Here is a 21,943-nt window from a genome sequence, read left to right as displayed (position 1 = left end):
TTAAGTAATCCTCTTCTTAAGGTACGAATTCCCTATGTATTCAAGTATTTTACGTTCATTCAATGGAGAGCAGGCGAAAGAAAACTATGAAAGATAACATTGTCAAAAACATTATCATCTTCAGTGCCATGATTGTATGTTTCGGTATGCAATTGCTTTTCCCTTTGACTAGTCATGCTACCGAACCCTCACAACCGATTATTTTAGGAAAATATTATGATATTTTTCACGATTCTTCAAAATCCATTACGATTGAAGATATTTTATCAGGTCAATATGACCAATCTTTTGAAAAAAGTACAGCAAATTATTTGTTTTTCTGGCATACGAAAGATACGATTTGGCTAAGACTGCATGCTGATGACATCATCCCAGATAAACAAGCAACTTATTGGTTTGAATCCGTAGATAAGCTAGATGCTATTGAAATGTTTTTAGTAAAAGATGATGGTTCATATACTGTGCAAAAAAGTGGGATTTCTCATGTAAAAGAGCAAAATATCCGCTATCGATCTAATTTATTTACCATTACAGATCCTTCTATTAAAGATATTTATGTGAAATTAGATGGCGTGCTTCCAATCAGTTTAATTTCCTATTTATCTACTACAGATAGCTTTATACAAAAAACCATATCTTATAAATTTTTTACCGGTATTTTTTATGGCTTTATGTTCGCTTTATTAATTTATAATTTATTTTTATTTTTTTCTTTAAAAGAAAAAGCTTATTTTTATTATGTCTTATATATGTGTAGTTTTATTTTCTATCAAGCAACGATGAACTCTTTAGATATCGAAATCGCAGGTCATTTTTTACCTGAATGGTTCTTTCTGCGCTCGCTCGTTATAGGTGGTAATTTATTACTTATTTTTATGATTCTTTTTTCTACTGAGTTTCTGGAGCTAAAAAAATATTTACCTATATTTCATCGCATTGCGAGAGGCTTATTATGGATAGCTATTTTATCACTGGCATCCGTATTCATCATCCCAAATGTTGCCATTGTCAATAATTTTACAACCATTTTTGCAGTAGCCCTGCTGTCATTTTTATGGTTATGTGGACTCCTTGTTTGGTTAAAGGGACAAAAAATGGCTCGTTTTTATTTAGTGGGTTGGACGGTTTTACTAGGTTCTGTAATTGTCCAAGCATTGGCCTTTTTAGGAATCGTACCTTTCCATCCACGCATTTTTGAAGATGTACCTGCTATTGGTGCTACTTTTGAGGCGATTTTTTTATCATTAGCACTTGGCGATAAAATTAATCTCATAAAAAAAGAACATCAAGAAATGCAGCAAATGTTAACGGAAACGCTGGAACAGAAAGTGCAAGAACGAACACAAGAGTTGGAAAAAGCAAAACGGGAGCTTGAAAATATTGCAAATACCGATAAATTAACGCAAATACCGAATCGTGTGCGTTTAGATTATGTATTGGAAGAAGCTGTTACACAAGCACAACACCATGCAGTACCTCTTTCCATTATCTTACTCGATATTGATTATTTCAAAGCAGTAAATGATGAGTTTGGTCATCAAGTTGGCGATCTTGTCTTAGTCAATGCGGCGAGTTTATTCAAACATTCCATTAGAGCAAAAGATACTGTCGGCAGATGGGGTGGTGAGGAATTTTTGGTCATTTGTCCTGAAACGACTTTACAGGAAGCCATCCAACTGGCTGAAACGCTACGCCATCGACTAGAACAATATACGTTCCCTATCGTTCAACGAAAAACGAGTAGCTTTGGCGTGACGGCTTATCATCAAGGTGATAATGTCACGTCATTGCTAACAAGATGTGATCAAGCATTGTATCAAGCGAAAAATCAAGGACGAAACTGTGTTGCCTATGTAACACAAGAGATGAATAACTATCCTTATCAGGCAATGGTATTTAAATAACGACTTAAAAAATCCCTTCTAGCTTATGGCTAAAAGGGATTGTCTTTATTTTTGCCAATTACTTAATTCCTTTAGTAATTCCGGCAATTGTAATTTTTTTACATCAATTGGTGGTAAGGCATGAATAAACTCTTTCCCATATGATTTTGTGCTAATCCGGCGATCTAGGACGATAAATGCGCCCTTATCTTGCGATGAACGGATTAATCGGCCAAAACCTTGCTTAAAGCGCATAATGGCTTCCGGTAAAGATAGCTCCGTAAATGAGTTACGCCCTTGCATTGTAAGATGTTTAGCGCGCGCTTTAAATACGGGCTCCTCTGGTGAAGAGAATGGTAATCGAACAACAATGACAGAAGAAAGGGCGTCCCCTGGAACATCGACACCTTCCCAGAAGCTATTTGTACCGAATAATACAGCTTGGTTAAATTTTTGAAATGATTTCAGAATGCGCATGCGACTACCGCCTGTCACACCTTGTGCAAATAGCATATAGTCATCCAGTAGCTCACTATCTTGTATTAGCTCCACTGTTTTTCGTAGCATATCTTGCGCGGTAAAGAGCACAAAGCAGCGCCCTTCCGTCATGCGTACCGTACGTGTAATGGCATGTGCCACTGCTTCAATATATTCCGCTTGCGTCACTTGTTGAATGTCTGGCATATCCGTTACGATATATGCCTTGGCTCCTGCATAGTAGGACGAAGGTGCCTGTAGCTGCATGACCTGCACCTTATCCGAAATACCGAGCTGTCGTGTTATAAAGCGCTCATTGCCAGGGACGGATAATGTTCCTGAAGTCCACACGATACTTGCTTGTTTGCGCAGTGGCGCAATGACTTTTTCAATAATTGGCGTGACATTGACCGGCTTTTTGTAGACATGAAGACTGCCTGGAAGACTGCGTAAATCAAACTCAAACCATACTGAATTATCCTCTTGTGGTAATAGGAAAATATCCTCCCATTCCGCAATTTTCAACTTCATTTCACGAATCCAATAATGCCATTCCGATAAAATAAAGACTTCATTTTTATCTAACTGCTCAAGATTATTTTCGAAAGCTTTGGCCGCTTCCATTGCGAGATCCAGCCATTGCTGTAGTAGTTTGCTGACTTGCAAGAGCGGCTCTTTTGCCAGAGCTACATCCTCTATAAATAGCGTACACTTGCTACTTGTCTGTTTACCTTTAATCTGGTGTTGCACTTTTTGTACGACACGCTGGATTGTTTCATCGAACACTCGCTGTAGCCGTATAAATTGTTTGTCGAGTTGCTGCAAGCTATGCATTGGAATACGTTGTTTCTTCTTCGCAGCCTGACTAAATTGCTGGAAGAGTGCTGTTTCCTCCATTGTACCAAGTTGACCAAAGATGTATTTCCATTGTGTATAGGAAAACACGGTTTCATCCTGTTGCATAGCTGCTTGAATCATTTGGTGTGCTTCATCAATGATCCAACCATCGATTTGCGTAAAAATGGGCGTCTGACGAACTAAATCACTAATGACCATTGAGTGATTCGTGACAATACAATCTGCCGTTGCACTATTTTTTAACGCTTGCTCGTAGAAATCAAAACCTTTTGTCGGCTTTTCATCGGGCATTTTGCGGATTTTATCCAAAAATAGCTGTCCTCCACCGGAAACATTGAGTTCGCTTAACACGCCCGTGTGGGTTTTTGTTAGCCATACAAGCAATTGTAAAATGGTAAAAGTATCGTCATATGATTCATCCGCATAGGCCATGCATTGCTCAAAACGTGCAAGGTCAATATAATGATGCATACCTTTAAGGACAGCAATATTTACTTTTGTCTCCAAAATTTTTTCGATTTTCGGTAGTTCCTCTTCTACAAGCTGCTCTTGTAGATGTGCTGTGTACGTACTAATCGCGATTTTTTTATTGTGTGCCCTTGCATATAAAATAACCGGTAATAGGTAGCCGACCGTTTTACCTATCCCTGTTGAAGCTTCAATGACACATTCTTCTTTGTCATTTAAAGCTTGCCAAATCGTATCCATCATGGCAAATTGAGCTGGTCGTTGTTCAAAGTTTGGCATAGCCTTTGCCATCATTGCTTCTTTGTCTTTTGCCATTACAGGATAAGGGGCTAACTCTGGTTTTACCACCTGTTTTGGACGACCATCACAAATGGCAAAATTGCGATAGTACGTAATATTTTCATCTGCTTTACTTTGATGACGTTTTAGTTGTAATGCTTCAAAGAAAAGCTGTGATAAATTAGATTTCAATCGGAATGAGCGTTTATGCATTTGCTCAAGCGTCAGCTGCGGAAGTCGAAGAAGCTCTTGCCAACTCCGTTTAAACAGCTCAGCTGTAGCGCGTGCATCATCATCTGCTCTATGGGCATTTTCCAGTTCAATATTTAAGTCCGCTGCTAAATCACCTAGCTTGAAGCTAAGGGACATTGGAAATAAAATTTTTGCAAGCTCGACCGTATCCATTTTCTTACCTTGCCATTTTGGTAATCCCGCTCGTTTAAACTCTGCTTGTAAAAAGGATAAGTCAAAATCAGTATTATGCGCGACAAAAACACAATCGGCAATTAATTCATATATGTAGTCCGCATGTGCTTCGAAAGGCAAAGCATCTTTAACATCCTCATCCGTTATATGCGTTAAATCTTGAATAAAGGACGGTATCGATTTACCAGGATGTATAAACTTTGTATAGGTGCGCTCAATTTTCCAATCCTTCATTATGACAATGGCAATTTGAATCATGCGGTCACCATTTGCTGGTGAATGACCTGTCGTCTCCAAATCAACAATTGCATATTTTTGACTTTCCATCATACATCTCAACTCACAGTTCACATTAGATAGATGAATTTTATCATACAATCATCTATCTGGTCATCCTTGCGCCATTTCAATCCCAAATTGTGTGAGAATTGTGTGAGTGACTGGCACTCAAACAAAAATCCACGTCGCTTTCTATGGGCACAATGTAAGTTCCCTAAAAAGCTTCGTGGATTTTCACTACAAATTTTCAGAATTGTTTTAGAATTGTGTGAGTGACTGGCACCTTTTAATAGACGGTTGCTTCGGGTTCGTAGGCAATCATTTCTTTTATTGTATTGCCTTCTCCCATTATCGCAACAGTCGGTTTATGCTCTTTTGCCTCCGCATGATCTACATAGACATAAGACATAATGATAACGATATCTCCTCGTTGTACAAGACGTGCTGCTGCGCCATTGACGCAAATAACGCCGGATCCACGCTCACCTGCAATAATATACGTTTCAAAGCGTGCACCATTATTATTATTGACGATATGCACCTTTTCATTTGGTAGCATACCAACTGCATCTAAAATATCTTCATCGATTGTGATAGATCCTACATAATTTAAATCCGCTTCTGTGACAGTGGCACGGTGAATTTTACTATTCATCATCATTCGTAACATATTATTTTCCTTCTTTCACATTAAAGATGCAATTATCGATTAAACGCGTTTGACCGATGTAGACAGCAGCTGCCAAAAGAACTTGCTCTGTTTTAGCTGTTACTGGCAGTAAGTCTGGATAAGCCAATAATTCAATATAGTCAATTTTGCCATGTGTCCGTGCAGTGATGTGCGCCTGTGCTTTTGCCAGAGCTGCAGTTGCATCACCATTCGCTAAAAAACTATCGCGAGCAAGTTGTAATGCCTCAAAAATTGCCGGTGCTTCCCTTCGATCCGCCTCGCTCAAGTAGACATTGCGCGAAGATTTCGCTAAGCCATCTTCCTCACGTACAATCGGCACGACACGCAGTTCTAAAGGGAAATGATAATCGCGAACCATCGTAGCGATGAGTGCCGCTTGCTGCGCATCTTTTTGCCCGAAATACGCACGACTTGGCTGTGTTAAATGGAATAAAATTGACACTACTTGTAAAACACCATCAAAATGCCCTGGACGGCTTGCTCCGCATAGCAGTGTAGCTTGCTCCCCTGCACGAATGCGAATACCACCATCATGCGGATAGATTTCTTCAACACTCGGTGCAAAGACAATATCTACCCCTGCAGATTCGGCAAGTGCCGTGTCTCGTGCCAAATCGCGAGGATAACTTTCAAAATCCTCATTAGGACCAAATTGCGTCGGATTAACGAAAATACTCATAACGACAAGATCATTTTCTGCGCGAGCTTGTGCTGCTAATGTTAAATGACCTTCATGCAAATAGCCCATCGTTGGCACTAAGCCAATTGTTTTTTGTGCTAGCTTTGCTGCTTGAATTTCTGCCGTTAGTGCTTTGATTGTTGTGATGACTTTCATTTATTTAACGCCTCCGTATAACTGGTCCAGCGCTTCAACTTTCATCGTAAAGGAATGGTTGAGCGTTGGGAATGTGCCCACTTTCACGGCCTTTACAAAATTAGCAATACCGCTGCTTGCTTCACTGCCCATATCGGCAAACCGTTCCACAAATTTTGGTACATGATGTGAACCGTAGCTCAGCATGTCATGGAAAACTAATACTTGTCCATCTGCCTCAATGCCAGCCCCAATGCCAACTGTCGGAATCATTAAAGCAGCCGATACTAGCTCCGTTAGCTGATGTGGGATGCATTCTAATACAACTGCACAAGCCCCAGCAGCTTCACATTGTTTGGCATCTTCAATCAATTGTTTAGCCTGCTCGGCCGTCTTACCTTGTACCTTATACCCCCCAAGTACACCTGCTAATTGAGGTTGCAAGCCTAGGTGCGCAACGACTGGAATACCAGCAGCTGTTAATTTACGAATCACTGGTAGTACTTCGCCTGCCCCCTCTACTTTAAGCGCATCAGCACCCGTTTCCTGCATCATCGAAACAGCTGTTTTTAACGTGTCATTGATATCCCCTTGATAAGAGCCAAATGGCATATCGACAATAACAAACGTATTTTTTGCACCGCGTCGTACAGCTTTAGCGTGATGTACCATATCTGCTACGGTCACTGGCATTGTAGAGGAATAGCCTAGTACAACCATTCCTAACGAATCACCAACGAGAATCATATCGACGCCCGCTTCCTCAGCAAAAGTTGCTGAAGGGTAATCGTAAGCAGTTAACATAACGATTTTTTCTCCAGCTGCTTTCATTTTTACAAAATCTGATGTGGTCTTCATGTGTAGTCCTCCTTTTTTAAAAGAAAGAAAACAAAAAGACCTTCCTATTCCTAAAATTGGACAGAAAGGTCATGAGTTCGTTCAGTACCATTTCACCTCATTGTGCATGAGGCACTTACTTTATTTACGCAGAACAAAACTTGCCGCAAGCAGCATGCATACGGTTCGTTCTTTTCCAGTAAATCAAGTTATGTGAACGCATCGTTTTCTTCCGTCCCTGTCTATAAAAGATCAAGGCAGATATGTTGTGATTGGTTTAACGCTTTTGAAGGTGCCGTTCACTAAGGATACTGCCCTTCAGCACTACTATAACAGATTCCTATATATCTTCAAATATATTTTTTCTCGCAACAACCCTCTGTTTTTTTACGCAAATGGAATTTAGATTAAAAATTTAATAAAATTTGACAAATGCATACTATACGTCATATACTATCCACATACTATACAGCATATAATATAAAACCTTGTATAGGTAATTGAATGTGAGGTGGAAAGATGACATTTCAGCTTGGCTCCGCATTACTCGATGCTTGTGTGCTCGCGATTGTCGATAAAGAGGATGCATACGGCTACTCCTTAACACAGCAAGTTCAGTCGGTGATGGATATATCCGAATCAACGCTGTACCCGGTTTTACGCCGCTTACAAAAAGCAAACTGCCTAACAACCTATGACCTGCCCTATCAAGGGAGAAATCGACGGTATTATCAAATTACTGAGCAAGGGCGTGTTCGCTTGCTTGAGCTATTACAGGAATGGCAAATGTATAAGCAAAAAGTTGACTGTGTACTTTTAGGAGGGAAATTAGATGGATAGAGTAAGCTATTTAAAAAAGCTACGAGGGAAATTACGGCGTCTTCCAGCGCATGAGCTAAATGAAGCGCTTGTCTATTACGAAGAATATTTTGATGAAGCAGGCGTTGAAAATGAGCAACAAGTCATTCAACAACTAGGCTCCCCCTCTGTTGTTGCTTCACAAATATTGGCGGACTTCGCTATAAAGGATTTAGAAGGCACAACCGATTCAACAAAGAAAAATATGACCGCTATCTGGCTTATTATTTTGGCGATATTGTCGGCTCCATTATCTTTACCATTACTTGCAGTAGCAGTAGCACTCATTATATCGGTTGGAGCTGTTATTTTTAGTTTTGTCATTGCAATTGTGGCAACAGTAGTGAGTATCTTTGTAGGCGGTGTTGCCGCACTTATTGGAGGTATTTTCGTCTTAACGGAGCACTGGCCAACAGCATTACTGTTTATGGGAATGGGTTTAATTGTCACTGGATCGGGCATTTTACTTTTCCCAATCGTCGTCCGTTTAATAAAGAAAATTGCTGTTGTTTGCGTGGAAGTATTGGCAAGTTTATTTCATAAAATCACAAAAAAGCATAATGGGGGTTTTTAAATGACTTCGCGACATAAGCTCATCGCATTAACTATTATTACTTTAGGTATTTTACTTGCCGTCATTGGTTTTTCTTCTGGAGGCAGATGGTCTATCGTACAAGAGGGTAGTGCCTTCACTGTGCCAGCTAAAAATGGGCTCGATCATCATGCTTATACACTTGACGCATTTACTGACGTGCGCATTCATAATGACTATGGAGATGTTGAAATCATTCAGTCAGATAGTTATTCATTCGAAACAAACGTTTTGAAAAATACAGACGTCACTTATAGCTTGAAAGATGGGACATTGACAGTTGAAACGAAAAGCAAACGAAAATCCGGCATATCGCTTGGTCTTGGTACGATGGCAACACCTTCTATCAAAATTACAGTGCCAAAAGAGGCAAATTTAACGTCGATTATCATTGACAGTAATTTCGGCGATACCATTCTTAAAGGGCTTCAATACAAGCAATTAAGTCTTACTGGTGACTACGGCGATATTTTACTAAAAAATAGCATGGGCGAGCAAACAGAAATTATTCAATCATTCGGTGATTTAACCGTTGCACAGTTGTTTAGTAATGGTTTTGTTGTGGAGAGCGAACATGGAGATATTGACATCGATGGGACACTAAACGGGCAATCCGATATTACATCTAGCTTTGGAGATACTTCGTTGAACTTAAAAAATAAAAAAAGCGGTATCGGTTATGAATTAAAAACAAGCTTCGGTGAGGTTACTGTCAATGATGAAGATCATGGCGGCAAAACGTCACAAATACATGAAGGAGACAATCAGCTAAACGTTTCTCTATTACATGGAGATTTAGAATTATCTCTAAAATAAAGACAAAGTGAAAAAGTGTTAGATTGATCATAATCAATCTAACACTTTTTTTCGCACAGTACAGTCTGCGTTGTGAACAGGGGCCACTATCTGCAAGATGGCCTAGCCCTTCGTTAGGATAAAATTTTAATGTCTCCAGAATAGATCGTCCGTATCGTACCATCGCTTTGTGTAAGCTGTAAGACACCTTCATCTGTAATACCGCTCGCAATGCCTTCAAAGCGTTCTTTGATAGTTGTCACCTCGATACGTTGTCCTATTGTACAAGACATTTGCTCCCATAACTCTTTTATACTAGCGAAGCCATCTTGAACGAAAAGTTCCGTAAACTGCTCGACATATTGTAATATTGTTGCGACAAGTGCAGCACGGTTGATTTCCTCCCCTGCCGCTATACGTAGCGATGTAGCAATATTGGCAATGTCTGGCGAGAAGTCATCTTCTAGCTGGTTGGCATTGATACCAATGCCAACGAGTAATGCTTGTACAACATCTGCCTCCGCCTGCATTTCTGTTAAAATGCCGGTGCATTTTTTGCCGCGAATTAGTAAATCGTTCGGCCATTTGATTGCAGGTTCTACATGTGGATATAAAGATTTAATCGCCATTGTAACGGCAACGGCTACGACAAGCGTAAAGGAGGATGCTTGTTGTGGTGAAACGTCTGGTCGTAAAATAATTGTCATCCAAATACCTGTACCTTTGGCCGATTCCCACGGTCTAGACATGCGACCACGGCCCGCGGTTTGTTCTTCACCTATTACAATTGTTCCATCTGGGGCGCCTTCTTGTGCGAGCTTATGTGCAATTGTTTGCGTGGAATCCACCACATCAAAATAGTGAACTTCGCGCCCTAAACGCTCCGTGTTTAAAAATAATGCTAGTTGTGTTGGACTTAGGCTGTTCGGTACACCAGTCAACACATAACCTTTTTTCTTGACGGTTTCAAAAGTGTAACCTTCTTCTTGCAACGTCTGCATATGTTTCCAAATTGCTGTACGTGATACTCCTAGTGAATCTGCCAAATCTTGACCTGAAACCGCTTCACCGTTAGCTGCTAATAATCTTTTTAATATTTCATCCTTCATTGACATACTCATACTCAAACCAATCCTTTAGTATTTTTCTTCACTTCAAATTTGGCCTCTTTTTTGCAAAATATCTTTGGTGTTTATGTATAAAAAATGTTAAGTTTGGCACCCACATTGCAATGAAATGATAAAGCAAGTGACTTTATCATGACATATTTTCAATGGTCACTTGTTGTCACTTGCTGTATTATCAGTTATTCATCCATTGTAGAATACTGTTGCTCAAACCAATTTTTTATGTCGTTTCGCTCATTTGCAAGTTCCCCGTTAACAACAGCTGTTAAAATTTGTTGCAAGGCGTCTTTTAACCATGGGCCCTTTTTTTGTCCAGACCATTGTAGTAAATCCAAGCCATTAACAATTAGATCCTGACGCTGTTGTATTGGTAATCTTGCCTTTGCCTCCCCAATGCTCTGTGGAGACATGTTAAACGGTTGTTTCAATTGAGCAAAGTAGTGTGCTGTTTCAAGCTCCTCAAGTGAATACGTAAAATAGTCCATATTCGTCCAACCATTTTGTAACGCCTGGAAGGCACTTAAAACAGCTTTCACAAACGCCATTTCCTTATTCGATAAACGATAGCTACGCAACACTTCCTGCCAATGCGCTCCCTGTATTCGTGCAAAAAATGCCCATCCGCCAGTTGGATTTTGAACAGTAAAGCCACGCCAATGTTCAGCTAGGAAATCTCCTTGCAAAGAGTTCACTAGACCACTTTCCTCAAGCTTTTTCAAGCCATTATAAACATCTTTTCCTATCCATAGCTTATCAAGTTCTGCCTTAATGCGCTCTTTGGCAACCCAAGCTATATCCGAAGCCTTCTCCTGTATTGCCTGTAATGTCGAAGCTTCAATTGTAAAGCCAAGTTGCGCTGAAAAACGCACAGCTCTTAGCATACGCAACGCATCTTCTGCAAAACGCACATTTGCCTCTCCTACTGCTCGAATAACACCCGCCTCAATATCTTTGCGACCATTATAATAATCTACATAGGAGCCGTCCCGACGCATTGCAATGGCATTCATCGTAAAGTCACGGCGCCGCAAATCTTCTTGAAGAGAACGGACAAAATGGACTTCTTCTGGTCTGCGATGATCGGTATATTCACCATCTGTGCGATAAGTTGTTACCTCTACTGGTCCATCTGGTACAATCACTAATACTGTACCATGCTGAATGCCAATATCAACTGTACGCTCAAAAACCGCTTTCACTTCTTGTGGCAAAGCATTTGTCGCGACGTCTACATCATGGGCAGGACGATTTAATATCGCATCTCTTACTGCACCACCAACGACAACTGCCTCAAAGCCAGCCTCCTCTAATTGTTCAATTACCGAGAAGGCCGCCTGCCATTCTTTATTGTTTTGCATGATTTTTTTCCGCTACCTTTTCATACAGCTGTTCATATTGCTCGACAATTTTCGATGAGTGGAATTTTTCACTTACAGCTCGCATCGCTGCTTCACGGAAACGTTGTAATTTATCTTCATCGCTCAATAATTGAACAGCATAGTCCGCTACAGCATCCGTATCGCCTAATTCCACTAAAAAGCCATCTACACCATGTTCAATGACTTCTGGTATTCCACCAACGGTTGAACCGATACATGGCACACCACAAGCCATTGCTTCTAACAAGACAAGTCCAAAAGATTCCTGCTGCGATAGTAAAAGCTTTAAGTCACTAATCGCATACAATTCAGCTAAATTTTCTTGCTTACCCAAAAATAGAACGTCCTTCGCATAAGGACTACCCTTTACTTGATCCATTACACGATGCTTTTCAGGTCCATCACCTACTAACAATAGCTTCGCCTTCATATTGGCCCGAATCTTCATAAACGCTTCGACAATATGAGGGAGGTTTTTAATTTTACGGAAGTTTGAAACATGAATAATTACTTTTTCATCTTCTTGAATGCCAAACTGCTCCTTTAAGTTACCAGGATCTAAAGGACGATATTCACGCTCATCCACGAAGTTATAGATTGTTTCAATTGGTTTTTCTGTATCAATTAATTCGTAGGTTTGTTCTTTCAATGACTCCGATACGGCAGTGACAATATCAGATTTATTAATGCCGTATTTGATGGCTTGTGAAAGTGTTGAATCCTGACCAAGCACGGATATATCCGTACCATGCAGTGTTGTCACGATGCCAATATTTTGCCCACTCATTTCTCGGGCTAGCACAGCACATACGGCATGTGGGATGGCGTAATGTACATGTAGCACGTCTAACCCTTCATCTTTAATCACGTCCGCCATTTTACTCGCTAATGCAATATCATATGGCGAATACTGAAATACTGAATAATTGTTCACTTCTACTTCATGGAAAAAGACGGTCGGATAAATTTTATTCAATCGAAATGGTACGCTTGAGGTGATGAAATGAATTTCATGTCCTCTCTCTGCAAGCATTTTTCCTAATTCTGTTGCAATCACACCAGAGCCTCCAACTGTTGGATAACAGGTAATGCCGATTTTTAGCTTTCTCATTCGATGATCATCCTTTCTTAAATCACGTCTTTTAGTTTCGTCGTTCTTGAATCAGTCTCCAATCCACAAAGCCCTCTTGTAGGCCCTTTAGTAATATTTCTGCAGTTCCCATATTTGTTGCCAGTGGCACTTGGTAAACATCACAAAGACGGATAAGTGCAGAAACATCTGGCTCATGTGGTTGTGCTGTTAATGGATCACGGAAGAAAATGACCATGTCCATATCATTATTAGCGATCATAGCGCCAATTTGTTGGTCCCCGCCAAGTGGGCCTGAGCGGAAACGAGTAACTTCTAAACCTGTTGCTTCTATCACACGTTGTCCTGTTGTACCCGTAGCATAGAGGGTATGCTCATTTAAAATATTACGGTACGCGATAGCAAACTGTACTAAATTATCTTTTTTACGATCATGTGCAATTAGTGCGATTTTCATAAATTTTCCATCCATTCTTTAGATGATGTTTTCTAAACCATAAACAAGTTGATCCATTTTCATAACTTCTTCTACACAAAATGCAACGCCAGACATAAAGGAGTTCCGATTTAATGAATCATGACGGATTGTTAACAATTGGCCGTCTCCTCCAAACAATACTTGCTGGTGTGCCACGAGACCAGGTAAGCGAACAGAATGGATTCGCATGCCGTCAAAATCAGCCCCTCTTGCTCCTTCAAGCGTTTCTTTTTCTTGTGGATGACCTTGCGATTTTTGTGCGCGCACCTCTTGAATCAATTGTGCTGTTTTTACACCGGTACCAGATGGCGCATCTAGTTTTTGGTCATGGTGCATTTCAATAATTTCAACATCTGGTAAGTATTTTGCTGCTTCCTTTGCAAATTTCATCATTAGAATTGCCCCAATGGCAAAGTTTGGTGCAATAATGCAGCCTAACTGCTTCTCATTCGCAAGTGCTGATAGTTCATCGAGTTGGGCATCTGTAAAACCCGTTGTACCGATCACAGGTCTTACATTTAAATTTAAAGCTTCTTTTGTATGATGGTAAACTGCATGTGGATTCGTTAAATCAACTAAGACGTCAGGTGCCGTTGCTTCGACTAGCTCCTGCATATCTGTAAAGATTGGTGCTGTATAGCTTGCTGGGAACATTTCTAAATCAGCTAGTGTATGGCCAACTTCTTTATAATCTAGTACAGCTACTAACTCCATTTTGGCATGTTTCATCACTGTATGTACAGCTTCTGCTCCCATTTTTCCTCTTGGCCCTGCAATGGCTACACGAATCGACATTATTCCTCTTCCTTTCTTGTCCAGCGATCCTTATCTCTCGTTTCAAATTTATGTATGACACGTAAAAGCGCCTCATCTAATTTTATCCCTTGAGCATTGGCAAAGCATACTAAAACAAAGAAAAAGTCGCCTAATTCTTCTTCAATACTATTCGTCTCTTCGGTGCTTTTTTTCTTTTTCTGACCGTAAACGTCCTGTACTTCGCGCGACAATTCTCCAAGCTCCTCCGTTAAACGTGCGAGTAGTTCAAATGGTGGGAAATACCCTTCCTTAAATTGCCCGATATAATCATCGACACGTTTTTGCAAGGCTTGCATCGTTATCTGTTCTGTCATCCAATATCACACTCCTATTTTACCATCGTATAAAATTTACACCAATGTTGTCAAAAACAATAAAATAACAGATAATAGAATCCACTACTTCATAGTTAGGAACACAGGAGGTCTTATGTTTAAACAGATTAAAATTCGCAATATTATCGCAATCATGCTCGGAGCTGCCATTTATAGCTTTGGTTTTGTTCATTTTAATATGCAAAATCAACTCGGTGAAGGTGGTTTTAGTGGGATTACCCTTATTCTCTATTTTACACTAGGTTGGGACCCCGCATTACTAAATTTACTATTGAATATTCCAATGTTTATTTTAGGTTGGCGCTTACTTGGCAAAAAGTCTTTTATTTACACATTAATTGGCACAATTTCAGTATCTATTTTTCTAAAAGTTTTTCAGAAATATCAGTTTACCATCCATTTAGAGGATGATTTATTCCTAGTAGCATTGTTTGCCGGTGTTTTCGTCGGGCTTGGGCTCGGCATTGTGTTCCGCTTCGGTGGTACAACAGGCGGTGTGGATATATTAGCACGACTTGGACATAAATATCTAGGCTGGAGTATGGGCAAAACGATGTTTATCTTCGATGCCATCGTTATTTTACTGTCATGGCTAACATTTTTAGATGCCCGTTCTATGATGTATACGCTAGTTGCTGTCTTTGTAGGTGCACGCGTCATTGATTTTGTGCAGGACGGTGCCTATGCAGGACGTGGCGCGCTTATTATTTCAGAAAAATCGAGTGCCATTGCAGATATGATTTCCTTGCGCATGGAACGAGGGGTTACAATTTTAGAAGGCCATGGACACTTTACAAAACAGGCAAAAGAAGTGATTTACTGCGTTGTAGGACGCAATGAGGTCGTGCGTTTAAAGTCGATTATTCATGAGGTGGACCCGCATGCCTTCGTGTCGATTTCTGAAGTTCGAGATGTAGCTGGAGAAGGCTTCACACTGGACGATCAAAAACAACCTTTACACTAAGGATGTCAAAGACAAATTGAAAGTGTTAGATTGGCGACCGTCAATCTAACACTTTTTTGCTGTGCCGTTATTGTCCGTTTCGGCGGCATATTTTGCTCAGCACAGGAAGAAGCAGAAGTCCGATGAGTGCCTGGCACTTTTTTTAACGAAAAAGAAAAAACTTGTTATAGTGGACTACCCACTATAACAAGTTTTTCTTAGTCGTCATTACGCATATTTGTAAAGATTAAAATTAATCGTAATAATTCTAAAACAGCTACTGCAGCAGCAGCTACATAAGTTAACGCAGCGGCACTTAACACTTTGCGTGCTGGACGTTCCTCTTCATTCGTAATAATACCAAGTGAATTCATTTGCACAAGCGCACGCTTCGATGCGTCGAACTCAACCGGTAATGTTACTAATTGGAATACCACACCTGCTGCTAATAAAACGATACCTAGTAATAACATATTCGATAAACCAGAAAACAATCCAATCATCACGAAAATCCAAGATGCGTTTGATGAAATATTGGCAACTGGTACAAGCTTACTACGTAAAGTTAACATTGAATAAGCTTCTTTATGCTGAATAGCATGACCTACTTCGTGGGCAGCAACAGCAGCACCTGCAACGCTTGCCTCATAGAAGTTACTTTCTGATAATGCGACCGTCTTTGTCGCAGGGTTGTAGTGATCAGATAACACACCTTGTGTTGGTACAACTCGTACATCGTACAAGCCATTCGCATCTAAGATCGCCCTTGCTACCTCAGCACCAGTTTGTCCCTTCATGGTACGTTCCTTTGCAAATTTATTATACGTACCCTTTACTTTCATCTGTGCGTACAATGGCAGTAGCATAATAATCGCAAAATAAACAATATACATGCCTGTTGACAATTTCCTAACCCCTTTCTAACTCGATACTATAATTTTATAGAGATTTCTTTAATTGGGCAAATATTTGCGCCACCTAATTGAGAAAATTGCGAGAAAAATACAAGCAATTGATAACCAGAAAGTGAAATAACCAATGGCACTTGTATAGTCCGCTAAATCACGATACATTGGCATTTGTCCAAAAACATAGTCTATAACATCATTATGCAATGTCCAAACGGCTGCAAGTGCGACATGCCAATAGGAAAATACATATTTGCCAATGTAAAGGACACCTTGAAGTGCCATCGCAAAATGCGAGCCAATAAGCATCCAGCCTTGCCAGCCAATAGAGCCCGTTTCAACTAATGTCCAAAGATTCATCACATCTGCCCAAATACCGTATTTAACTAATGTGACTAATGCTAACACTTCCATTAACGGCCATCTTTTCCCGATAATCCATGCAAATAGCACAAAGCAGAAAAACAAACTAGCTGTTGGACTATCTGGTACAAAAATATAAAAAATCGGCTTCGTCATCGCTAATTGCCAACCGTACCAATAATAGCCATATATTGTCCCTAATATGTTGATAAGGAGCAATACTATTAAAAATGTTTTGTGCGTAAGGAGAAACCAAATATTTGCACGTGTTATTTGCATGAAAAAAACTCCTTTTACCATCCGTCTATACTAAGATGTCTTTTCCCTTTATTTTTATGTATTAATTGGCGACTAAACCTGTATGGTCTTTCTATTATGATACAACAAGATACATAACTTGCAAATCGTCGTTTCTATGCACAATCATTTTTTTCGTTCAGTATATCGTAATCATTCACAAAATGTTGCGAGAAGCTAGAAAAAAAAGAGTCAGTTTCCCGACTCTTTTTAACATTATTCAGCTTTTAAACTTTCGATAAACTCCGCAAGCTTTTGAAGATCTTCATCAGATCCTGTCCAAAGACCTGCTGGCATTTTACCGCTTGGTGTACCATTATGTGCAATGTCGATAATTTCATCAGCTGTTAGGCCCGTATTCATCAGTGTAGGACCTGCACCACCTTCTAAGCCTTCTCCATGACAGTTAATACATGCAGAATTAGCATAGATTTGGTAACCTTCTGAGCCTTTATCGAACTCTACAGTTTCAATAATAGCACCTTGAATTTTTTGAGCTTCCCAGTCATGGTTGACAACTGACTCCCAAGTTAAATAGAACATAGCAGCCAATGTTAATAACATAAACGCTGTTGGTAACGGGCGTTTAGACGGACGGCGTTCTGGACTCTTATCTAAAAATGGCATTAATAATAGCGCTCCAAATGCTAGACCTGGAATGACAATTGCTCCGATAATATTATATGGACCGGAAGCAAAAGAGTATTTTAAGAGTTGGTACATGAATAAGAAGTACCAGTCCGGTAATGGCGTATATGCTCTTGTTGGATCAGCTGGCCCTTCAAGTGGAGATGGGTGAGCGACTGTTAACAATAAATAAGCGATTAAGAAAACAGCACCTACCATCCATTCTTTTAATAAGAAGTTCGGCCAGAAAGCTTCAGTTTTACCTGGATATTCGGAATAATCCTTTGGAACGTTCGGCATTCTGTGATTCGCTTTAATACGAGAATCGCCGACAAATTTCATTCCTTTTCCGCGATGCATAGTGTCCCCTCCTTTAAAAAATCATCGAACCGTCAAGAATTATTACAACGGCCCTGAAATTCCTTGACGACGAATCATGATAAAGTGTGCTGCAAGTAACCCAAACAATACTGCAGGCAAGAAGAATACATGAATCGCAAAGAATCGTGTTAACGTTTGAGCACCAAGAATAGTACTATCACCCGCTAATAATACTTTAATCATCGAACCGATAAATGGTACAGATGCAGCAATTTCGATACCTACTTTTGTAGCGAATAATGCTTTCATATCCCATGGTAATAAGTATCCTGTGAAACCAAGACCCATCATTACCCCAAAAATACCTACACCAACCATCCAGTTTAATTCACGAGGTTTCTTATAAGAGCCTGTGAAGAATACACGAAGCGTATGTAAGAACATCATTACAATTACTAATGAAGCTCCCCAGTGGTGCATACCGCGTACGATTTCACCAAATGCTACTTCGTTTTGTAAATAATAAACTGATTTCCAAGCATTCACGACGTCTGGTACATAGTACATTGTTAAAAACATACCAGAAAGAATTTGAATTACTGTGATGAAAAATGTTAATCCACCGAAGCAGTAAACGAATGCTGAAAAATGGTGTGCAGGGTTCACGTGCTCTGGCACTTCGTGGTCGGCAATATCACGCCAAATCGGTGTAATATCTAATCGTTCATCGACCCAATCATAAATTTTATTTAGCACTGAATTCGTACCCCCTTACAAATTAAACTAGAGTATTTGCTCTTGCTGGACCAATCATTAAATAACCATCTTTTTCTTGTACTTCAAATTCATCCAACGGACCTAGAGGTGGTGTACCTGCAATGTTTGCCCCGTTTTTCTCGTAACGCCCTGCATGACAAGGACAGAAGAATTGATTTGGGTGTGCTGAATCGCCATTCCAGTCCACCATACAGCCTAAATGCTTACAAACAGGTGATAGCGCAATTATTTTGTCGCCTTCTTTGTAAACCCAAGCTACGTCTGTAACGTTAGATTTGTACCAAGCGTCAACTTGTTCATAAGTGAAGTCAACTTTAACTGGCTCTGCAGTAAGGTCAGCGACTTTATGTTCGGTTTTGATAAAATCTCCACCCTCATGCTTTTGTAAAACTGGGTCAATTGCAAAACGAACCATTGGCATCAACATACCTGCCGCCATAAATCCGCCAACACCAGTTAGTGTGTAGCTTAGAAATTGACGACGTGAAACTCGATTGTTACTCATCCTTTTCCCCCCTCTAACTTTAAAGGTCAGTCCAACGGACATACTTTTACAAATAGTAATACTAGGACATATCTATGATATATCAACTCCATAGCTTGGTCAATATAGCATTCTGTGGAAACCTGGAGAATGTGAACAATTATTGAAACAAATTGCTAATTTTGTGACCATTTGGTCGAAAATACAGGTATTACTTGACGTAACTGATCTTCGAGAATGGTATGTTTCACACCCTTATCCATGGATTCTAGTGGAATAGCTGGTAACCAAATAATATTTACAATATCCCCAATATTTGTCCAAAAATGGTCACAAGTAATGAAGAACACATGCTTAAAACCAGCAGTATGTAATTGTGTTTCTAATTGCGCTGGCAATTCTTCATCTTTCAACGTTGTACTATACGAAAATGGTGGCATTACTAGTAAGCGGCCTTTAAACTGTTGTTCGATAAAAGCTGTAAGCGATAACAAAAAATCTGCTTCTGCGCCACTTTGCTTTAACTTTTCTGCAGTAAAATTAATACCTACAAGTGGTATGAGTGCCGTATCAATAAAATCCTTCTGAGCTAGAAACGCTGTCACATCGTTTGCATTAAAATACATCTTATACCCCCCTACTATTACAAAAAGTAAAATGCCCTTTTCCACCCTTTAATAGGATAACCAATAAAAAGTGAAAACAATCATTCACTAGTCATGTTACCATATTGAGGTGGATAAAGGGCATTCAAATTTTGCTTAATGGACTTGAGATTATTGTAAATTGGCAGTTTCTTTTAAAATTTGTAACAAATTAGACAATTCGTAAAATCGTTCTTCATCGCCTTTATCGAGGGCTTCATCAATTTGTGCGAGCAATTTTTCTTCTTGGAATACGAGTAAACTATTGGAAAGCAATTCTTCTGCCAGCAAACGATCCTTTTCACTTACAATTAATGTTTCTGGCATATAAGGGTTTTCTTCAAGAACTGCTAAATATTGTGCACTTGGCGGTATATTTGGGAAGTTCAATTGTATATACATATCTTCTTGCTCATGTAAACGTAAGTCATGGAAAGATTTCTCAGCATCGGCTGTCATCACATTGCCTTTATAAAAACGAAATGGTACACCCGTTGAGTCAACTGTAGACATCACCATTGCTCTAGGACAATAGTGAGCTTCTTCTACAAATCGTATTCGTTTTAACAACTCATCATTACTCAATAAGTAATTTAAAATCCATACACACTCACGACGTTTTAATTGGTAATTTTTCAAAAACCAGCGAACAAATGCTTTTTTATCGACAACTGATACAGAAGCAGTCATACCCACTCCCTCCTTTACTCTAATTCTAAGCCTTCTAACATTTCTTGCCATTGCGGTTCCCCTGGCTGAAGCTTGATTAAATGACCAAGTACCTCTTTAACCTCTGTACGCTTGCCTTCTTCTAATAAGAAATAAACATATTTTTCTAAAAATGCTGCGTCTTCCTTAAAATCAGTATATGCCAAACGGTAAAATTCGTATGCACGGTCGTACAATTCTAAATTTGCATATGCGTCAGCAGCATAAGGGTATAATGTGTTCCATTCAAAATCATTTTTTTGTAATGTCTCAAATAATTCAACGACATCCTCATAGCGTTCTTGCTGCGTAAATAGGGATATCAGTGTTAACACCGCTTCCATATATTCAGGATCTAGTGCAATGGCTTCACGTAAATAATTTTCTGCTTCTTCAGGCACAGCGTTTTTTAATGCCATTTTTCCTGCAAATAAGAATAATGATTTATCGTACTCATCGCGCTTTAGCCCTTCTTTTATAGCCGCATAAGCTTTTTTGTTATCTTCAGTCATGGCATAGCTTTCTGCTAGCAGTAAATAAGCAGAGAAATAATCAGGGTCTAATTCTTTTAAGTCCTCTAATTGTTTAATCGCCAGTTCATATTTTTGAGATTGAAACGCAGCATATGCAGCGCCAAATAAAGTATCCGGCTTCACTTCTTCTTCAAGTGCTGCTAAATAATAGTCTAGAGCCGTTTCATAGGCAGCCCCTGCACGATATACTTCAGCAAGTCGTTCCACGAGACTGATGCCTGCAAATTCCTCTTGTTGTTCATGCAATTCTTCGTAAAGGCGCGCTGCCTCTAAAAAACGTCCTGTTTCAAATAAGAGCTCTGCTTTAGCGAAATGTAATAATGGCTCCTCAGGTAAGATGGCTAACGCCTCATTAATGCGTTTTTCAGCTACTTCAAATAACCCTTGCATTTGGTAATAATCGGCTAGTACTAGTAATGCTTGCGGGTATTCTGGGGCTGTATCTTCGACTGCTAACAACATGTCTAACGCCTCGTCCTCATCTCCAAGCTCCATTAAAACGTTGGCACGATCAATTTTTAATTGTGCCTCCTCTGGGAATAAAAATTGCAAATGTTCCAGTACACGGTTCGCTTCTTTCATGTAACCATATTGCATAAATACTTCCGCCAGTGCGTATATTTCCTCAGGTAATTCCTTCATTAAAAAAGTTTCGAGTAGCTGGTCTATTAAAGCTAAATCCCCTTGCTCAAGTGCTTGCATCATTTCAGTCATCGCATTGTTCACAGTCATTCACCTATTCTTTCTTGTATACCTTTATGCTACAAAATATTTTCTTTTGAAACAAGAAAAAACTCCCCAAAAGGATTGGAGAGTTCAACGCGTACACAAACTCGCAAAATTTTACGTTTCGCTA

At 39.7% G+C, this 21,943-nt stretch carries 23 protein-coding genes; 5 read left to right on the top strand and 18 right to left on the bottom strand.

From position 1 onward, the window contains the following. Positions 1-86: 86 nt before the first annotated feature. Positions 87-1,904 (top strand): diguanylate cyclase, encoded by a 1,818-nt coding sequence (locus ACKVEV_RS02670; RefSeq protein WP_409368851.1) that lies wholly within the window; start codon positions 87-89, stop codon positions 1,902-1,904. A gap of 45 nt (positions 1,905-1,949) precedes the next feature. Here the strand turns inward: ACKVEV_RS02670 and dinG are convergent, their stop codons facing one another. The 4 genes from dinG to panB all read right to left on the bottom strand — a co-directional run bounded on the left by dinG (position 1,950) and on the right by panB (position 7,033). Next, complete coding sequence (dinG, locus tag ACKVEV_RS02665) at positions 1,950-4,721, bottom strand: ATP-dependent DNA helicase DinG (RefSeq protein ID WP_409368850.1); 2,772 nt, start codon at positions 4,719-4,721, stop codon at positions 1,950-1,952. A gap of 235 nt (positions 4,722-4,956) precedes the next feature. Then, positions 4,957-5,340, bottom strand: a complete 384-nt coding sequence (gene panD, locus ACKVEV_RS02660) for an aspartate 1-decarboxylase (RefSeq protein WP_409368849.1) — start codon at positions 5,338-5,340, stop codon at positions 4,957-4,959. 1 nt (position 5,341) lies between these two features. After that, positions 5,342-6,196 (bottom strand): pantoate--beta-alanine ligase, encoded by an 855-nt coding sequence (panC, locus tag ACKVEV_RS02655; RefSeq protein WP_409368848.1) that lies wholly within the window; start codon positions 6,194-6,196, stop codon positions 5,342-5,344. Continuing rightward, positions 6,197-7,033, bottom strand: coding sequence for a 3-methyl-2-oxobutanoate hydroxymethyltransferase (gene panB / locus ACKVEV_RS02650; protein ID WP_409368846.1), 837 nt, complete (start codon positions 7,031-7,033; stop codon positions 6,197-6,199). 498 nt (positions 7,034-7,531) lie between these two features. Between panB and ACKVEV_RS02645 the strand changes: the two genes are divergently transcribed. The 3 genes from ACKVEV_RS02645 to ACKVEV_RS02635 are packed head-to-tail and all read left to right on the top strand — an operon-like array spanning position 7,532 to position 9,278. Beyond that, the gene (locus ACKVEV_RS02645) at positions 7,532-7,852 is read left to right on the top strand and encodes a PadR family transcriptional regulator (RefSeq protein ID WP_409368845.1); all 321 of its coding nucleotides are present in this window, start codon (positions 7,532-7,534) and stop codon (positions 7,850-7,852) included. Next, on the top strand, positions 7,845-8,444 hold the full coding sequence (locus ACKVEV_RS02640) for a DUF1700 domain-containing protein (RefSeq protein WP_409368843.1): 600 nt from the start codon (positions 7,845-7,847) through the stop codon (positions 8,442-8,444). Before ACKVEV_RS02645 ends, ACKVEV_RS02640 begins: the two co-directional genes overlap by 8 nt. Beyond that, a complete protein-coding gene (locus ACKVEV_RS02635) occupies positions 8,445-9,278 on the top strand; it encodes a DUF4097 family beta strand repeat-containing protein (protein ID WP_409368842.1) in 834 nt (277 codons plus the stop codon). Between the two features lie 113 nt (positions 9,279-9,391). On the opposite strand, the gene ACKVEV_RS02630 is transcribed toward ACKVEV_RS02635, so the two are convergent. The 6 genes from ACKVEV_RS02630 to ACKVEV_RS02605 all read right to left on the bottom strand — a co-directional run bounded on the left by ACKVEV_RS02630 (position 9,392) and on the right by ACKVEV_RS02605 (position 14,461). Next, entirely contained in the window at positions 9,392-10,378 is a 987-nt protein-coding gene (locus tag ACKVEV_RS02630; RefSeq protein ID WP_409368841.1) for a biotin--[acetyl-CoA-carboxylase] ligase, read from the bottom strand. A 185-nt stretch (positions 10,379-10,563) separates the two neighbouring features. Next, a complete protein-coding gene (locus ACKVEV_RS02625; RefSeq protein WP_409368839.1) occupies positions 10,564-11,742 on the bottom strand; it encodes a CCA tRNA nucleotidyltransferase in 1,179 nt (392 codons plus the stop codon). After that, positions 11,729-12,874, bottom strand: a complete 1,146-nt coding sequence (gene bshA, locus ACKVEV_RS02620) for an N-acetyl-alpha-D-glucosaminyl L-malate synthase BshA (protein WP_409368838.1) — start codon at positions 12,872-12,874, stop codon at positions 11,729-11,731. The genes ACKVEV_RS02625 and bshA overlap by 14 nt, the downstream gene beginning before the upstream one ends. 31 nt (positions 12,875-12,905) lie before the next feature. After that, on the bottom strand, positions 12,906-13,310 hold the full coding sequence (gene mgsA / locus ACKVEV_RS02615) for a methylglyoxal synthase (RefSeq protein ID WP_409368837.1): 405 nt from the start codon (positions 13,308-13,310) through the stop codon (positions 12,906-12,908). A gap of 18 nt (positions 13,311-13,328) precedes the next feature. Beyond that, positions 13,329-14,126 (bottom strand): 4-hydroxy-tetrahydrodipicolinate reductase, encoded by a 798-nt coding sequence (gene dapB, locus ACKVEV_RS02610; protein WP_409368835.1) that lies wholly within the window; start codon positions 14,124-14,126, stop codon positions 13,329-13,331. Continuing rightward, positions 14,126-14,461: a nucleotide pyrophosphohydrolase gene (locus ACKVEV_RS02605; RefSeq protein ID WP_024364257.1), complete on the bottom strand. Its 336-nt coding sequence runs from the start codon at positions 14,459-14,461 to the stop codon at positions 14,126-14,128. Before ACKVEV_RS02605 ends, dapB begins: the two co-directional genes overlap by 1 nt. Before the next feature lie 115 nt (positions 14,462-14,576). Here ACKVEV_RS02605 and ACKVEV_RS02600 point away from each other — a divergent pair, with 115 nt between their 5' ends. Continuing rightward, on the top strand, positions 14,577-15,446 hold the full coding sequence (locus ACKVEV_RS02600) for a YitT family protein (RefSeq protein WP_402923646.1): 870 nt from the start codon (positions 14,577-14,579) through the stop codon (positions 15,444-15,446). A 197-nt stretch (positions 15,447-15,643) separates the two neighbouring features. Here ACKVEV_RS02600 and ACKVEV_RS02595 read toward each other — a convergent pair whose 3' ends face one another. The 8 genes from ACKVEV_RS02595 to ACKVEV_RS02560 all read right to left on the bottom strand — a co-directional run bounded on the left by ACKVEV_RS02595 (position 15,644) and on the right by ACKVEV_RS02560 (position 21,819). Beyond that, positions 15,644-16,318, bottom strand: coding sequence for a zinc metallopeptidase (locus ACKVEV_RS02595; RefSeq protein ID WP_409370484.1), 675 nt, complete (start codon positions 16,316-16,318; stop codon positions 15,644-15,646). A 60-nt stretch (positions 16,319-16,378) separates the two neighbouring features. Continuing rightward, positions 16,379-16,975, bottom strand: a complete 597-nt coding sequence (locus tag ACKVEV_RS02590; RefSeq protein WP_409368834.1) for a DUF1405 domain-containing protein — start codon at positions 16,973-16,975, stop codon at positions 16,379-16,381. A gap of 234 nt (positions 16,976-17,209) precedes the next feature. Further along, positions 17,210-17,980: a c-type cytochrome gene (locus ACKVEV_RS02585; protein WP_409368833.1), complete on the bottom strand. Its 771-nt coding sequence runs from the start codon at positions 17,978-17,980 to the stop codon at positions 17,210-17,212. A 42-nt stretch (positions 17,981-18,022) separates the two neighbouring features. Next, entirely contained in the window at positions 18,023-18,697 is a 675-nt protein-coding gene (gene qcrB, locus ACKVEV_RS02580) for a menaquinol-cytochrome c reductase cytochrome b subunit (RefSeq protein WP_024364262.1), read from the bottom strand. A 22-nt stretch (positions 18,698-18,719) separates the two neighbouring features. Continuing rightward, positions 18,720-19,223 (bottom strand): ubiquinol-cytochrome c reductase iron-sulfur subunit, encoded by a 504-nt coding sequence (locus tag ACKVEV_RS02575; RefSeq protein WP_409368832.1) that lies wholly within the window; start codon positions 19,221-19,223, stop codon positions 18,720-18,722. A gap of 155 nt (positions 19,224-19,378) precedes the next feature. Continuing rightward, positions 19,379-19,828 carry a DUF2487 family protein gene (locus tag ACKVEV_RS02570; protein ID WP_409368831.1) on the bottom strand — a complete coding sequence of 150 codons (450 nt, stop codon included), beginning with the start codon at positions 19,826-19,828 and terminating at the stop codon, positions 19,379-19,381. A 150-nt stretch (positions 19,829-19,978) separates the two neighbouring features. Then, on the bottom strand, positions 19,979-20,536 hold the full coding sequence (locus ACKVEV_RS02565; RefSeq protein ID WP_402923656.1) for a ReoY family proteolytic degradation factor: 558 nt from the start codon (positions 20,534-20,536) through the stop codon (positions 19,979-19,981). A 14-nt stretch (positions 20,537-20,550) separates the two neighbouring features. Further along, positions 20,551-21,819 carry a tetratricopeptide repeat protein gene (locus ACKVEV_RS02560; protein WP_409368829.1) on the bottom strand — a complete coding sequence of 423 codons (1,269 nt, stop codon included), beginning with the start codon at positions 21,817-21,819 and terminating at the stop codon, positions 20,551-20,553. Positions 21,820-21,943: the final 124 nt, after the last annotated feature.

Origin of the sequence: Lysinibacillus sp. 38-6, assembly GCF_046245175.1 — a bacterium.
Classification (GTDB): domain Bacteria; phylum Bacillota; class Bacilli; order Bacillales_A; family Planococcaceae; genus Lysinibacillus.
Note: the sequence above shows the minus strand (reverse complement) of the source record. Positions and strands in the feature narration are given on the sequence as shown.